The organism is Paenibacillus motobuensis (assembly GCF_039521865.1).
GTDB lineage: Bacteria > Bacillota > Bacilli > Paenibacillales > Paenibacillaceae > Fontibacillus > Fontibacillus motobuensis.
On the sequence record NZ_BAAACX010000013.1, the window covers coordinates 139,290 to 154,031 of the forward strand.

Here is a 14,742-nt window from a genome sequence, read left to right on the forward strand (position 1 = left end):
GTCACGAGACAGACAGGTCAGCACCCCATCATTGCCTTAGGCTATAAAAATCACCTATAATTATTAAAATAAATATAATAAGATTTATGACCGCACTCAGCGGACTTGTGGAGTACGGTGGAAGAAAGGAGGATGTGGGATGAACATCAGTCAACTGGAGACACTAATCACCATTTCCAAAACAAAAAGCTTCCGCAAAGCAGGTGAATTGCTGAATCTGACTCAGCCAGCCGTCTCTGCGCAAATCAAAAGCTTAGAAGATGAATTCAAAAGCGTCCTGGTCGACCGCAATCAGCCTGTGACACTCACGGACCGCGGCCAGGTATTCCTGGAGAAGGCGGAACAAATTCTGGATATCGTAGAAGAACTGAAGCAGAAGCTATCCGACATGGAGCATACGCCTCAAGGGCATATTGTGCTTGGCACAACGACCTCTATCGCCATTCAGATATTGCCTCGGATTCTATCCTATTTCCAAGATCAATTTCCAATGATCAAGACAACGATCCAATCCATGCCTTCATCTCTTATTTATCAGAACGTGGAGCAAGGTTTGGTGGATATCGGTATAGGCTATCTGATTGAGAATAATCCCCATGTATTATCTTCAGTGCTATACTACGATACGTTTGAATTGGCAGTATCTCCGCTTCACCCATTGGCTAGTATGCCCGCGCCTACACTGGGTACATTGAAGGATGTCCCACTGATTATGCTCTCCCCGGATACTGTCGGACGGATGTTCGTTGACAACCTTTTTAAGCGGCATGGCATTGAACCTCATATCGTCATGGAGTTGTCCAGCAGTGAAGAAGTAAAGCGTATGATCGAGATTAATCTCGGGGCTGCTATCATCTCCAAGCAATCCATTCTGCGCGAGCTTCGCCAGGGAAGCTTGAAGACAATCCCTATCCCTGAACTGGAGGTCACTCACCCCGTTGGCGTCATTTATAAGTCCAGTAGATATATTAACTCCGCCATGCAGCAATTTCTCGGTGATTTAAAAGGGATGCCTGAAACCCACTTTATTAGCTCAGAATAATCCCAAGCTTGAGACAGCTAAGAAAGGAGCCTAATTATGAAATTTGATCTTCATACTCATCATTTCCGCTGCGGTCATGCCGATGGCAACATCTCCGATTATATTGAAGCGGGAATCGCTGCCGGATTGTCCGTCATTGGTATCAGTGATCATACCCCTTACTTCGGGAGTAAGGAGGATCAAGCTCATCCACGCATTGCCATGGCCAAATCCGCATTTGCAGGCTATGTTGAGGAAGTGCTATCCCTCAAGCAGAAGTTCGCAGGAAAAATCGATGTTCTTCTTGGTATCGAATCCGATTATTTCCCAGAGCACGTCGAGATTTATAGAGATATCCTAAGTCAGTACCCGTTTGATTATGTGATCGGCTCTGTGCATAGTGTCAAGAATGTGAGTATCTTCAACAAGAACCGCTGGAAGGGGCTCAGTCCAAAACAACAAATTGCCGACAAAGAAGCCTATTATGGATTGATCCGAGATTCGGCACGCTCCGGAATGTTCCAGATTCTCGGACATATCGATGCCATGAAGGGCAACTATCCCGCCTTCTCGGATATTCCCGCCACTGCAGCGATCGATGAAACATTGCAGGTGATCGCCGACCACAATGTAGCGATCGAGATCAACACCTCTGGTAAGACAAAGCTGTCCGGGGGATGGTATCCTGCCGATTCCATCCTGGAGCGGGCGCTTTATTATGGAGTAGAGGTCACCTTCGGATCTGACGCCCATATTCCATCCCGGGTCGGGGATGAATGGGATGATGTAGCCGCCCGGCTGCGCGAGATTGGATTTGATCATTGGGTATATTTCAAGAACAAGCAAAAGGTAAGTGTACCCCTGTAATAGGAAGTTCAAAAATCCACTTTTGATCACGCATATGCTCATATAGACAAAAAAAGGGAACCCGAGCAATCTCGCCGGATTCCAGATACAAATATATTCAAAAGGGGGTCATGTAATAAGTGTACCCCCTGACTATTAGGGTTCGATCACAGCAATATTTCATTTGTGTAACAAATCACTTCGTAATTCAAAATCGTATTTTTGGAGCTGCCCCTTATAATAATTCATCTATTAAAGTCGTAGTAAATAAACTTTCAATCGGCAATATTCATCGCTGCGATGGCCTACGCTATTATCCGCATAAGCCTGGAAGGACAACCCCAGCTTCTGCAGCACCCGTTCGGAAGCAGGATTGTCTACCCCGCATCGTGCCTCAACTTCATTCAGTCCAAGCACCTCAGCACCAAAGCGAAGCAATAATCCTGCGGCCTCAGTCGCGATCCCCAGGTTCCAGAAGGACGGCGATATCAGGTACCCCAGCCGCGCCTTACCGTTCAGCTCTGACCATTGTTGCAGAGAACAAATGCCAATCACCTCCCCTGTCTCTTTCCAGATCACCGCAAAATGCAAATCATGCAGATTCCGATAAGTTTCCTCAAAATAGCGAAATAGACGCTTTGGAAAAAGCAAGGTGTCGGGTTGAAAAGACATATGCCGCTGGGTAAGGGGATCCGTTACATATTGAAATAATAGCTCGCTATCCTCAGACTCTATTTTTCGCAGCCGTAGCCGTTCGTTCTCCAATACGGGAAATTTCATTCTCAGCTGCTGCTGCAGGCTTAGCTGCTTCGTGTCCATGTTCTCGCTCCCTTTCAATTGAAGCCATACTGCTCCCAAGTCTCCCGAATAAATAGAGCAACAAATAACAAAAGGCAGTAATCAGAAAAACCCATTTGCAGAAGCCAAACGCATGTCGTAAATTATCAATTTGCATAAAATATTTCGCCGTCTCCCGCAGTACAATGATCGGGGTGCGCAGAATATCCCAACTATTCCAGCGGATAAAGCGGCCCAGATAAACCCCGAAGCTGCTGAGCAGCAGGACAGCGATAGCAAAGCACCAGCCGACGAAGCTGCCGTAGGCTCTGCGCACCAGTTGGTGTACCGAAGCGAGCGCCAGCGAGCCTAGAGCCAGGCCGATAATAGCGGTAAAGAACACCGTATTCAAATGGTTCCAGAAGGAAATATCCTCCCAGAAGCGCGAGGATTGGGTTGGATAGCGCACGAAGGGATGCAATAAATCCGTAATCAAATAAGCCGCATTCGGATAGAAGAACAGCCATAAAAGACCGAATATCAAATACAATCCTCTTCTTACAGTACGGGAATGAAGCAGGCTGACCAGGTCTAGCATTACGGCAAATCCGAGTGGAATCCAGGCAAGAAAAGTGTTCCAGATCAAAAATAAATAAGGGGGTCTGCCCCCGCTTGGCAATCTCGTCTCCGCTACATATTTCATTCCAATCATCGTTGCGATGAATAGCATGATATAGATAACGAGTTTCATCGGATATCCTAATTCCTTGAGTCGCTGTTGCAAGGCATTCTCCTCCTCTCTGCCTACTAACGAAGCATGTTCAGATTACGTACCTCATATACGTATCGGGGCAACGGATAGTTACGGCTTAAGATTCGGGGATATATATGCGAGCGGAGATTTACAAGGTTGAGCCCTCTATTTCTCCATCGCTTCATTCCTTAATACCATGTGAATATGATCCTCCCAGACGCCATTGATCTTCAAATACTTATAAGCCAATCCTTCATGATAGAAGCCAAGCTTCTCCACAACCTTCAAGGACGAACCATTCCTTGGCATAATATTAGCCTCAATCCTATGCAGACCCAGTTCTCCAAAGGCGTATTCAATAACTGCTTGCAACGCTTCTGTCATGAAACCCTGATTCCGCTCCCGCCCATCCATGCCGTACCCTAAATGACAGGACTGAAAAGCTCCTCTTGCGATGTTACTAAGCGAGATGGACCCGATAATCCGTTCTGGCTCATCTTTGCGGGCTATCCACCACTTGCACATTTCTCCTCGATAGCTCATCATTATGCTTTGTCTGAGCTGTTCTTTTTGATACAATTCTGAATAGTAATCATCCGATCTAAGCGGCTCCCATTCAGCCAGAGAAACACGGTTATCCAGCAGGTACCGAACTACAGCAACACTGTCCTGGTCATCCAGCATTCTCAAGGTTAGGCGATCCGTATAAAGTATGGATTTCATAATTCTCCCCACATTTTCATATCAGTTCATTAATTTAATGAATTTCGTAACGATAAAGGAGTGCTCATCCTATGCAGCCGTTTACTACCCAGGTAATCCATATTATATCATCCATTCCAGAAGGAAAGGTGATGACCTACGGTCAGATCGCCAAAGAGGCCGGAAGCCCTCGAGCGGCCAGACAGGTCGTACGTATCCTCCATTCCATGAGCCGCAAATATCAGCTTCCCTGGCATAGAGTAGTGAACTCGCGGGGAGAAATTGCCCTTCAGGATGACGAAGGCGCTTCGCTCCAGAGAATGCTTCTGGAGGCAGAGGGTGTATACATCGGGCTTGGAGGAGGGATCGATTTGCAACAATACCTGTCTCAACCTGCTCCCTCATCCATGCCAAACAGCCCTGAACAAGAACTATTTTAATTTATACTTGCTCAAAAATTGTTGGATACGCTTGTTGACTTGCTTGATATCCGGCCCTTTCGCCGGGTCATCGTTCAACTTATATTTCTCCTTCAGCTCAAGCACCTTATACACGCGATCATCGAGTACGTCCATCGGGATCGTTCCCTGTTCTACAGCATCGGTGATCGCTTGAATAGCCGCCTTCTCTTTTTCGAGTTCATGTCCGATCAATACGATATTGCCGCCCGCCAGAATGAACTGAACCGCGGCATCCTCTATTTTATAGTGCTCGGAAATAGCTCCCATTGTCATATCGTCTGAGATAACAACCCCGTCGAAGCCAAGCTCGTCGCGCAGCAGGTCTTGAATAACCGCCTTGGAGAAGGATGCAGGATGATCCGGGTCAAGCTTTGGCATCAGCAGGTGAGCAACCATAACGGCATCAGCGTCAGCCTCAATTGCGGCCTGAAAGGGAACGAGCTCAAGCTTGCGCAGCCGCTCCATATCGTGCTTAACAACCGGAAGCCCCAAGTGAGAATCAACCGACGTATCACCATGTCCAGGGAAATGCTTGACGACAGGGATAACTCCCTGCCCGCTTAGCCCCTTGATTTCGGAAAGCCCCATCCTACTTACGATCGAGGCCGAGGAACTGTACGAGCGGTCACCGATCACCGGATTATCAGGGTTGCTATTGACGTCAAGCACAGGGGCGAAGTCCATATTTAGGCCAAAACCCGCCAACTCCGTGCCAATAATGTCCCCTAACTCCTCCGCTGCCTCGGCATCCCCTACAGCGCCGACTTTCGCCGCTGCCGGTAGTTTTGTATAATCAGCTGGCATTCGCGAGACCCGTCCTCCCTCTTCATCAACACTAAGGATTAACGGTACAGGATTATCCCTATTCTCCTCCTTAAGCTGATTGAACAGGGATAAAGCTTGATTCGTGTTCTCTATATTATTCTTATAGAAAATAACCCCTCCAACATGCTGCTGTTGCAGAAGCTCTCGGATGTTGTCATTGCTCGCAGTCCCATCCATGCCAACGATGAACAATTGTCCAATCTTCTCGGCCGTGCTTAGCGAATCTAACTTCGCTTGAACCAGATCCGTTGGCTTGGGCGTCGAAGAAGGCGGTTGATTACCTTCGCCAGTCTGATTTCCATTCAGATTCCCTTCGGTCCCGGATGGTGTATTTCCACCTTGATTGTTGCGGCTGGAGTCCGTCTTGCCGCCCCCACCACCGCAGCCGGCAACGAACAGGACAACTGCAAACAAGGGAACACATACATATCGAAAAATCATTCTTTTCTTCATACCTGATGCCTCCAGTAAGTGATGTCTTGTTTGACCATTCCAAACAGCTAATCTTTTTATTGTAGCTTTATTTCCTTTATTTTTCCAGTTCGACTCAAATAGAAGAGGGACATCGTACCTGAACGACGTCCCCCCTTATGCGCCATATAAACCTCTTAATGATAACTCTCTTGTAGAAGCTGCTCTAATTGTTGCTCCGCTTCTTCCATGGTATTGGCGGTAATCGTGATGAAATCACTCTCCGCATAATTTTTCTCCGAATAGGCATACCGTTTGTCGTAATAATGAAGCAATAGCAATTCCACGGCCCGAGCATATATTCCGTGCTCTAGGCATTCAGCAATTTCTGCAGCGATAGGCACATGAATCTTGGAACGTATCTTCTGAAAATCAAGTATGCAATCCTGCGGATATTTCCAGGGCTCATAGTCATCCAAAATATTTTGCACGCGGACTTCGAGTGGCAGCTCCAGCTTGACATGCCTTCCATGATCCTTCTTGGACAGGATGAAGTCAGGCACGCAAACTTTACCGATTCGTCTGCTCTCTGCCTCCAGCATGATATATTCACTATGCTGCAGACGCAGCAGCTCTTCCAGAAGCAGAGAATCGAACATCCTCTGATTATTGGATTGCAGTCCAATATGTCCGAAGGCCGAGCCGCGATGTCCAGCCATTCCTTCCAGATCAATAACCGGATAGCCCTTGGCTTGTAAATTACGTAAAATTGCTGTCTTTCCATTCCCTGTATTCCCATGGATAACGAGCGCATTCGGTTTGAAATCCAAGCTCTCCAAAGTCGATACGACCCATTTCCTATAGTCACGGTAACCTCCGGCCAATCGATAGACATGGATATCCATCAAAGACAATAAGGTCGCTGTCGTCCTACTACGCATGCCCCCCCGCCAGCAGAACACCGTCTTAGGACCCTCGATATCGGCAAATTGGCGGATAAACCGGGGGAGCTTGGCGGACACAATTTCCAGGCCCCGTTCTTTGGCGGCTTCAACACTTATCCGTGTATATATCGTACCTACCTCGGCCCGTTCCTCATCATCGAACAGAGGAATATTTATACTGCCTGGAATCGATGAATCGGTATATTCTGAAGGGGAACGTACATCGATCATCGTCATTTCCTTGTCTTTTCTCTCTAGCCACTCTGTAATGCTTAGATCCTGAAACATTAATCTCTTTCCCTTCCCTGCTTATAGAGGTTGTTCAAAAAGCTTCATCCAACCCTCTTGGTGCTGAAAACCGTTCTTTTTGAACTTGCATTTATAGAGGTTATTCACACACTTATTATTCAACGACGATATGGCTTGGATGCTGATCTGTCACTATACCGATCAGGCTCGCCTCAACCCCTGCTTTAACCAGTTCGTCCAGCAAGGAATCCGCTTCTGCAGCCGCAACAGCGATCAACAGACCACCCGAGGTCACTGCATCGCACAAAATCCAGCGGTCGATCTGATCCATCGTTTCCGGGAACGAAATATCCCCCTCCACATGGGCGAAGTTATTCTTCGTTCCGCCAGGAATGAACCCATTCTCAGCCAGTTCACGCACACGCGGCAATACAGGAACCTGATCCTGCTTGATACGGATTCCCGTTCCACTGCCTTTTGCCATTTCCAGGGCATGTCCCATCAACCCAAATCCAGTCACATCCGTACAAGCATGAACATCATACGGCTCCATAATTTCTGCTGCTTTTCTGTTCAGTGTCGACATGACACGGGTAACACGCTCTGTCTCTTCGGCAGTTAGCTGCCCCTTCTTGATCGAGGTTGTCATAATTCCAACTCCGATTGGCTTCGTCAGGATCAGTTTATCGCCAGCCTTAGCGCCGGCATTGGTTCTAACCTTGTCTGGATGCACCAAGCCGGTAACTGCGAGACCGAACTTCGGCTCCTCCTTATCATCGATCGAATGACCGCCGACCAAGGTAGCTCCGGCTTCCCGCACCTTGTCTGCAGCGCCGCGCAAAATGTCAGCCAGAATACTCTTGTCCAGCGTCGAAATTGGAAAGGCTACAATGTTCATAACTGTCAAAGGCTTACCGCCCATCGCATATATATCGCTAATCGCGTTGGCCGCTGCGATCTGTCCGAAGGAATACGGATCATCGACAATTGGCGTAAAGAAATCCAGCGTCTGCACCAGGGCCAGATCCTCGCTGATTTTATATACCCCTGCATCATCGCTTGTATCTAAACCGACCAATAAATTGGGGTTCGGCTCTGTTGGTGGCAGACTACGGATGACCTGCATAAGATCTGCAGGACCAATCTTGCAGCCACACCCTCCCTTGGTTGTTAAAGTTGTTAATTTCACTGTATTGGAAGCTTCCATGTAATTTTCACTTTCCTTCCTATCATTTATTGCTTGCCATAAATTTTATATATTAATCGTACTCCTATACCGTAATGTATGGCAACCATCATTCAAACTCTTCAACAGAAGCGGCCGTCTCCGACCTTCTTACCGTTTTAATGCGAAAAATAAAATAGTAGTACATAAACGAGATAAGGAGTAGGATACAGCCTCTGCCGATCCAATTCTTCATTACAATAAAAGCTATCGCCAACATAGAAGTAGCTAGTACAAGTATACCGAGTTTGGCGCGAAGCGTCATGGATCGCGAATGGATGAACCCTTCCAAATGTTCCCTGTACAGCTTCGTACCGCAGAACCAACGGTGAAACCGATCAGAACCTTTGGAGAGGAAGAACGAGGCGAGCAGCAGGAACGGTGTCGTAGGCAGCACGGGAAGAAATACGCCAATCGCACCCAAACCTAGAAATAAAAAACCTAATGTCAAATAAAGATACTTCATTATTGGCCTCCTTAAGCTAAAGTAAAAGGTCAATTTATATATTTCAATATTATAAGTGAAATAGTTCACGTAAATAGGAACGAGCTAGCATCATGTTAGCTTCGCTAACCTTAGCATGTGGCTGCAGAGATCGTCAATCAGAATGAATAACGGGATACTCTATGGTATATTGTCTTTCTATAGAAAACCAAAAAAATTCCTATACCCCAGTCTATTCATGGGATATAGGAATCTATTCTACGCTCGGTATTACACCCCTAACCAGCGCTTGAACATATGCTTGGTTGTCGCTTTATTCATCTCGGCAATCGAGGTCGTCAGCGGAATGCCTTTTGGACATGCCCGTACGCAGTTCTGCGAATTGCCACAGCCCTCGATGCCTCCATCTTCCATCAATGCCTCAAGTCTCTCCTCGGCGTTCATTTCACCGGTCGGATGAGCATTGAACAGGCGTACTTGGGAGATCGGAGCTGGACCCATAAAGTCTGTCTTCTCATTCACATTCGGACAAGCCTCCAGACAGACGCCGCAAGTCATACATTTCGAGAGCTCATATGCCCATTGCCGCTTCTTCTCCGCCATCCGTGGTCCTGGACCAAGATCATACGTACCATCGATCGGAATCCAGGCTTTAACCTTCTTCAGAGCGTTGAACATCCGGCTGCGGTCGATTATCAGGTCACGTACTACCGGGAAGGTACGCATCGGCTCGATACGAATCGGCTGTTCTAAATTATCAATCAAAGCGGCACAAGCCTGACGTGGCTTGCCGTTAATTACCATGGAGCAGGCTCCGCACACTTCCTCTAGGCAGTTCGATTCCCAGCACACTGGGGCAATATGCTCGCCTTTTGTATTCACTGGATTTCGCTGAATTTCCATCAAGGAACTGATCACATTCATACCAGGACGATAATCAAGCTCGAATTCCTCAGTATAAGGCTTTGTCTCCGGGCCGTCCTGACGCGTGATAATAAACTTTACCTTTCTGCTTGCTGCTTTTGTTTCCGCCATTGCCATTGCTCTCCCCTCCTACTTTTCCTTCGAATAGTCGCGAATACGCGGCGGAATCAGTGATACATCGATATCTTCATACGAAATTTGCGGTCCTTCCGGCGTCCAAGTCGCTTTGGTCGTCTTCAGGAACTCCTCATCATTACGCTCCGGATAGTCCGGCTTATAATGAGCGCCACGGCTTTCATTGCGGAGCAACGCGCCAAGCGTCATCGCTTCAGCCAGCTCCAGCATGTTCCACAGCTGACGAGTAAAGGCAGCCCCCGTGTTGTTCCAACGCGAAGTATCATTCACATTGATATCTTTATAGCGAACCTTCAGTTCTTTAATTTTGTTAATCGTCGCTTCCAGTCGATTGTTATGGCGAACCACTGTCATATTGTCCGTCATCCAATCACCTAGCTCTTTATGGAGTACATAGGCATTTTCCTTGCCGTCCATCTTGAGCAGCTTCTCGAATTTGTCCTCTTGCAACTTGCGAGCATTGTCTAACATAGTTGAGCTCATATCTTCGACCGATTTCTTCAGTCCGCGGATATATTCTACTGCTTTAGGACCGGCTACCATGCCACCAAAAATAGCGGATACGAGTGAGTTCGCACCTAGGCGGTTGGCCCCATGGTATTGATAATCGCATTCGCCTGCTGCGAACAGACCCGGAATATTCGTCATCTGATTATAATCAACCCACATGCCGCCCATCGAGTAATGGACCGCCGGGAAGATCCTCATCGGAACCTTACGCGGATCATCGCCGACGAATTTTTCATAAATCTCAATAATGCCGCCGAGCTTAACGTCCAGTTCCTTCGGATCTTTATGCGACAAGTCAAGATACACCATATTCTCGCCATTGATTCCAAGCTTCTGGTCAACACATACAGAGAAGATCTCCCGCGTTGCGATATCCCGTGGAACGAGATTGCCGTAGGCCGGATATTTCTCCTCAAGGAAGTACCAAGGCTTACCGTCTTTATAAGTCCAAATCCGTCCGCCCTCACCGCGAGCTGACTCCGACATCAGGCGCAGCTTGTCATCGCCTGGAATCGCTGTCGGGTGGATTTGAATGAATTCACCATTCGCGTAATGAACGCCTTGCTGGTACACCGCACTCGCTGCTGTTCCTGTGTTAATAACAGAGTTGGTCGTCTTGCCGAAGATAATCCCCGGTCCACCTGTTGCCAGAATTACGGCATCCGAGGCGAAGGTTACGACCTCCATAGAGCGCAAATTCTGTGCTGTAATACCACGGCAAGCCCCTTCATCATCAAGAACTACCGACAGGAACTCCCAGTTCTCATATTTGACCACAAGGCCTTCCGTCTCATGACGGCGAACTTGTTCATCCAGGGCATAGAGCAACTGCTGGCCAGTCGTTGCACCGGCGAACGCCGTACGGTGGTGTTTCGTACCGCCGAATCGGCGGAAATCGAGTAACCCTTCTGGGGTACGATTGAACATTACCCCCATCCGGTCCATTAGATGGATAATGCCTGGTGCCGCTTCACACATTGCTTTGACAGGCGGCTGGTTAGCGAGAAAGTCTCCGCCGTATACCGTATCATCGAAGTGCTCCCAAGGAGAGTCGCCTTCACCCTTTGTATTTACCGCACCGTTGATCCCGCCTTGAGCACACACGGAGTGCGATCTCTTAACAGGAACGATCGAGAATAGATGAACCTGAACCCCGGCTTCGGCCGCCTTGATTGTAGCCATAAGCCCGGCAAGCCCTCCACCGACGACAACTATGCTTTGTTTCGACATTCTTTTCAACTCCTAAAAGTTTTGTGAGCTATACCACTTGGATTTACTTCGTACAAAACTTGCTTCGTAAGCATTCGCTTAGTTTTGTGAGCTATGCCACTTAGATTTACTTCGTACAAAACTTGCTTCGTAAGCGATCTTTCCTATCCAAGCATTCTAAAAGATTGAAGCAGAGCCGTTGCCCCTGCAAATTCCTCACTGCGGAACGCGAACAGCGACCATACGAACATAATCGATACGATCACAAACATACTCATGCAAATGTATGAGGATATACGCTGCGAGCGCGGCCCCACCGTAATTCCCCAACTAACAAGAAACGACCATAAGCCATTGGCAAAATGGAAGGAGGCAGACACAACAGCGATCAAATAAATAATGAAAAATATCGGCTGCATCATAATGTCATGCATGACTCCACCTAACTGATCATGTGTTACATTGCCCAGTGCCACTTGAATTCTCGTCTCATACACATGCCAGATAACAAATAAGAATACGATAATTCCGGTAATCCGCTGCAGCAGGTAGCGCAGATTGCGCTCCGTAGCATAATTGCCGTTATTCGGCTTCGCCTGAAAAGCGATGTATAGGCCGTAGACACCGTGGTACAGCAGCGGCAAATAAATGCCCACAATCTCCAGTACCAGGATCAGCGGCAGACTGTTCAAGAATGCTACGCTGTCTTTAAAGCCCTGGCTTCCCCCCTCAACCGCAGAGAAATTCGTCAGCATGTGCTCCAGAAGGAAGAAACCTAGCGGAATAATGCCCAGAAGCGAATGCAGTTTCCTGGAATAAAACCCTTTCATAAGTTCGTGTACCCCTTTCTCGTCTCCATCGTCCTTTACATACTCATACATTAGAATTCGACAGCAGTCTGTGAAATGAGCGTAAATGATAATTCGCACAAACAGCCATCTATCCTGCCTTGTTACAAAAGTAACATGTGAACAACTTGTGTCACTTTCATGTTACTCCTTTTTAGCTTATAATGGAATTGCAATATAATTATTAACTGTTATAACTATTATGCATAAGAGAATTTCATATCCGTAGAAATCGATCGAATAAAGAGGAGGATCGAATTGCTGGAAGAATTGATTGTCTTTACTACCGTTGTAGAACAGTCTAGCTTAAATAAAGCTTCGAAGCTGCTTAATTTGTCTCAGCCTGCCTTATCGAGGAAAATCGCCAAGCTAGAGGAAGAATGGGGAGTCGCCCTGTTCAACCGTAATGGCAAGAAGCTTGAGTTGACCCGCGTTGGCCACGAGGCCTATCTCTATGCCCTGGAGCAGCGGCAGCGCCATCAGAACTTCCTGCAGTCCGTCTCACGATTCAAAGCGGCCAATCGCAGCACCGTAACCCTCGGCGCCAGCCTCACGACGTTGCAGACGACACTGCCTCCTCTTGTCACCGCACTGATGAACAACTTTCCAGACATGGAGGTCAAGCTGCTCACTGGCAAAACCCATGAGATTGTCTCCTACGTTAGGGAGAAAAAGGTCGATATCGGCGTCATCGCCTCCTCCATCAGCGAGTCTGGCTTAAAATGCATTCCGCTCTTCCAGGATCACCTTGAGCTAGTCGTCCCGCGTGGACACGAGCTTGCGGATGGCATCCCTGTGGCAATGGGCGATCTCAACGACCGCTCGATGATCATTTTCTCTAAGGGCACCTGGTATCGTAAGCTGATCGATGAGGTGTTCGTACGCTATGGCATTATCCCTGACGTCAGGATGGAGATTGACTCCTTCGAAGCGATCGTACGTCTTCTGCCAACCTGTAAATCTGCTACACTACTTCCAAAATCCTATTTGCGCAAGCAACTCCTGAAAGACAATGATCTCGTTACCTTGCCAATGAAGGAGCTGGAGCAGACGCGCCGGGAGACTTGTCTGATCTACGGCAGCAAGACCAATCTAAGCAGTGAAATCAAAGAATGGGTGAACGATATCCGCAGCCATTTGATCCAAGTTCTTACTATCTAATATGTAAAAAAAAGCAGCGTGCCTGTCTTACTGGCGCGCCGCTTCCTTGCTTACTTCAAGCCCCAGCTTCCGGGCTGCCCAACCCGTCGTGCTGGCTTGAACTATAATCGTCAGCATAATAGCCATAAAGGCAATAGCTGAAATAATCTGGGCATTAGCGACGCCCATCCCTACAATCATGCCTGATAACGCCGCGGGAATAACTCCCGTCTCCCGTACCCAGCACATGAAGAGCAGTTCCTGCCATGTCCACTTTGCTTTACGATCTGGCCAGGCGCAGATCAATACCGTTAACGGCCGGGCCACGAACATCAATATTAAGACAGCAGCTAGACTCTGCCAGAAGTAGTGTCCCAGCGTAGTGAAATTCACTTGACTGCCTAGAAGGATAAAAATAAGCATCCGCATCATTAAAGTAATGTTGTCGGAGACTGCCCCGATCTCTGAACGCTTCTCCTCCATATTCAGATTGAATATGTCCGCATTACCCCATATAACTCCAGCTACGAAAGTAGCCATAAATCCACTAAAACCAAGCAAATCCGCAATCAAATAGCTGGCCAGTGCACATACTATCATAACAAGAGTCGTATATTCACTTAAAATCCCGTGCTTTATATGTCCCGTAAAATACGATAGAAAACCGGCTATAACAAGACCAACAGCAATGCCGCCAAAGGCTGTCTTCACGAAATCCCAGCCCATCATGCCAATGTTCAATTCGCCGCCGCTGGTGACCGCCACCAGAAAGGCAAAGGTCAGAATTGAGCCGGTAGCATCATTAAAAGCCGATTCGCTCTCCACGGTCTCCCGGACCCTCTTCTTGATGTTCACCTGCCTGAATACCGGAATAATGGATGCCGGGTCCGTAGAAGCGATCACCGCACCTGCCAGGAAAGAGAACACCCAACTGACCCCAAATAAATAATGAACACCTACACCGACTACCCCCATCGTAATTAGCACTCCCAATACACTTAACAACGATAGGCTGATCCATATCTCCTTTAGCCCACTAAGCCTTAAGTTGCGTCCCCCGTCAAACAGAATCAAGACCGAGCCAACCGTCAGAATGATCTGATTGATCAGCGAGCCACTCGCTTCATGGATCCAGCCGAGGCCCGGACCTAGCAGCATCCCTGTTGCAATATAGACTGCTACATCCGGGAGCTTGAGGATAGAAGCTATTTTCCCTGAAATCATGCCCACGGTAATAACAAATAAAATCAAAATAAGTAAGTGCCTAATAGCCTCTGTAGCCGCAGATTCCATCTATTATCACATCCCAGGGATAG

15 protein-coding genes are annotated in these 14,742 nt (G+C 47.7%); 4 read left to right on the forward strand and 11 right to left on the reverse strand.

Translation table 11 applies throughout. The features are described from left to right. The first annotated feature begins 139 nt into the window (after nt 1–139). Both ABD014_RS15360 and ABD014_RS15365 read left to right on the forward strand, forming a co-directional pair. Entirely contained in the window at nt 140–1,042 is a 903-nt protein-coding gene (locus ABD014_RS15360; protein ID WP_343862627.1) for a LysR family transcriptional regulator, read from the forward strand. 36 nt (nt 1,043–1,078) lie between these two features. Continuing rightward, nucleotides 1,079–1,888, forward strand: a complete 810-nt coding sequence (locus ABD014_RS15365) for a histidinol-phosphatase (protein WP_343862629.1) — start codon at nt 1,079–1,081, stop codon at nt 1,886–1,888. Nucleotides 1,889–2,119: 231 nt separating this feature from the next. Here the strand turns inward: ABD014_RS15365 and ABD014_RS15370 are convergent, their stop codons facing one another. The 3 genes from ABD014_RS15370 to ABD014_RS15380 all read right to left on the reverse strand — a co-directional run bounded on the left by ABD014_RS15370 (nt 2,120) and on the right by ABD014_RS15380 (nt 4,121). Then, a complete protein-coding gene (locus tag ABD014_RS15370; RefSeq protein ID WP_343862631.1) occupies nt 2,120–2,686 on the reverse strand; it encodes a GNAT family N-acetyltransferase in 567 nt (188 codons plus the stop codon). Beyond that, nucleotides 2,592–3,428, reverse strand: a complete 837-nt coding sequence (locus ABD014_RS15375; protein ID WP_343862633.1) for a DUF1361 domain-containing protein — start codon at nt 3,426–3,428, stop codon at nt 2,592–2,594. The genes ABD014_RS15370 and ABD014_RS15375 overlap by 95 nt, the downstream gene beginning before the upstream one ends. A gap of 135 nt (nt 3,429–3,563) precedes the next feature. Beyond that, nucleotides 3,564–4,121 carry a GNAT family N-acetyltransferase gene (locus tag ABD014_RS15380; RefSeq protein WP_343862635.1) on the reverse strand — a complete coding sequence of 186 codons (558 nt, stop codon included), beginning with the start codon at nt 4,119–4,121 and terminating at the stop codon, nt 3,564–3,566. A gap of 71 nt (nt 4,122–4,192) precedes the next feature. Between ABD014_RS15380 and ABD014_RS15385 the strand changes: the two genes are divergently transcribed. Further along, nucleotides 4,193–4,540, forward strand: coding sequence for an MGMT family protein (locus ABD014_RS15385; protein ID WP_343862637.1), 348 nt, complete (start codon nt 4,193–4,195; stop codon nt 4,538–4,540). Here ABD014_RS15385 and nagZ read toward each other — a convergent pair. The 7 genes from nagZ to ABD014_RS15420 all read right to left on the reverse strand — a co-directional run bounded on the left by nagZ (nt 4,532) and on the right by ABD014_RS15420 (nt 12,268). Beyond that, on the reverse strand, nt 4,532–5,839 hold the full coding sequence (gene nagZ / locus ABD014_RS15390; RefSeq protein ID WP_343862639.1) for a beta-N-acetylhexosaminidase: 1,308 nt from the start codon (nt 5,837–5,839) through the stop codon (nt 4,532–4,534). The genes ABD014_RS15385 and nagZ overlap by 9 nt on opposite strands. A 155-nt stretch (nt 5,840–5,994) precedes the next feature. After that, nucleotides 5,995–7,029, reverse strand: coding sequence for a tRNA 2-selenouridine(34) synthase MnmH (mnmH, locus tag ABD014_RS15395; RefSeq protein WP_343862641.1), 1,035 nt, complete (start codon nt 7,027–7,029; stop codon nt 5,995–5,997). Between the two features lie 115 nt (nt 7,030–7,144). Continuing rightward, on the reverse strand, nt 7,145–8,197 hold the full coding sequence (gene selD / locus ABD014_RS15400) for a selenide, water dikinase SelD (RefSeq protein WP_343862643.1): 1,053 nt from the start codon (nt 8,195–8,197) through the stop codon (nt 7,145–7,147). A gap of 88 nt (nt 8,198–8,285) precedes the next feature. Next, nucleotides 8,286–8,681, reverse strand: coding sequence for a YbaN family protein (locus tag ABD014_RS15405; RefSeq protein ID WP_343862645.1), 396 nt, complete (start codon nt 8,679–8,681; stop codon nt 8,286–8,288). 249 nt (nt 8,682–8,930) lie between these two features. Then, the gene (gene sdhB, locus ABD014_RS15410; protein ID WP_343862710.1) at nt 8,931–9,695 is read right to left on the reverse strand and encodes a succinate dehydrogenase iron-sulfur subunit; all 765 of its coding nucleotides are present in this window, start codon (nt 9,693–9,695) and stop codon (nt 8,931–8,933) included. Between the two features lie 18 nt (nt 9,696–9,713). After that, a complete protein-coding gene (gene sdhA, locus ABD014_RS15415; RefSeq protein WP_343862648.1) occupies nt 9,714–11,459 on the reverse strand; it encodes a succinate dehydrogenase flavoprotein subunit in 1,746 nt (581 codons plus the stop codon). A gap of 143 nt (nt 11,460–11,602) precedes the next feature. Then, nucleotides 11,603–12,268: a succinate dehydrogenase cytochrome b558 subunit gene (locus ABD014_RS15420; protein ID WP_343862650.1), complete on the reverse strand. Its 666-nt coding sequence runs from the start codon at nt 12,266–12,268 to the stop codon at nt 11,603–11,605. Nucleotides 12,269–12,544: 276 nt separating this feature from the next. Here ABD014_RS15420 and ABD014_RS15425 point away from each other — a divergent pair, with 276 nt between their 5' ends. Next, nucleotides 12,545–13,447 carry a LysR family transcriptional regulator gene (locus ABD014_RS15425; RefSeq protein ID WP_343862652.1) on the forward strand — a complete coding sequence of 301 codons (903 nt, stop codon included), beginning with the start codon at nt 12,545–12,547 and terminating at the stop codon, nt 13,445–13,447. A 27-nt stretch (nt 13,448–13,474) separates the two neighbouring features. Here the strand turns inward: ABD014_RS15425 and ABD014_RS15430 are convergent, their stop codons facing one another. Continuing rightward, entirely contained in the window at nt 13,475–14,719 is a 1,245-nt protein-coding gene (locus ABD014_RS15430) for a cation:proton antiporter (protein WP_343862654.1), read from the reverse strand. Nucleotides 14,720–14,742: the final 23 nt, after the last annotated feature.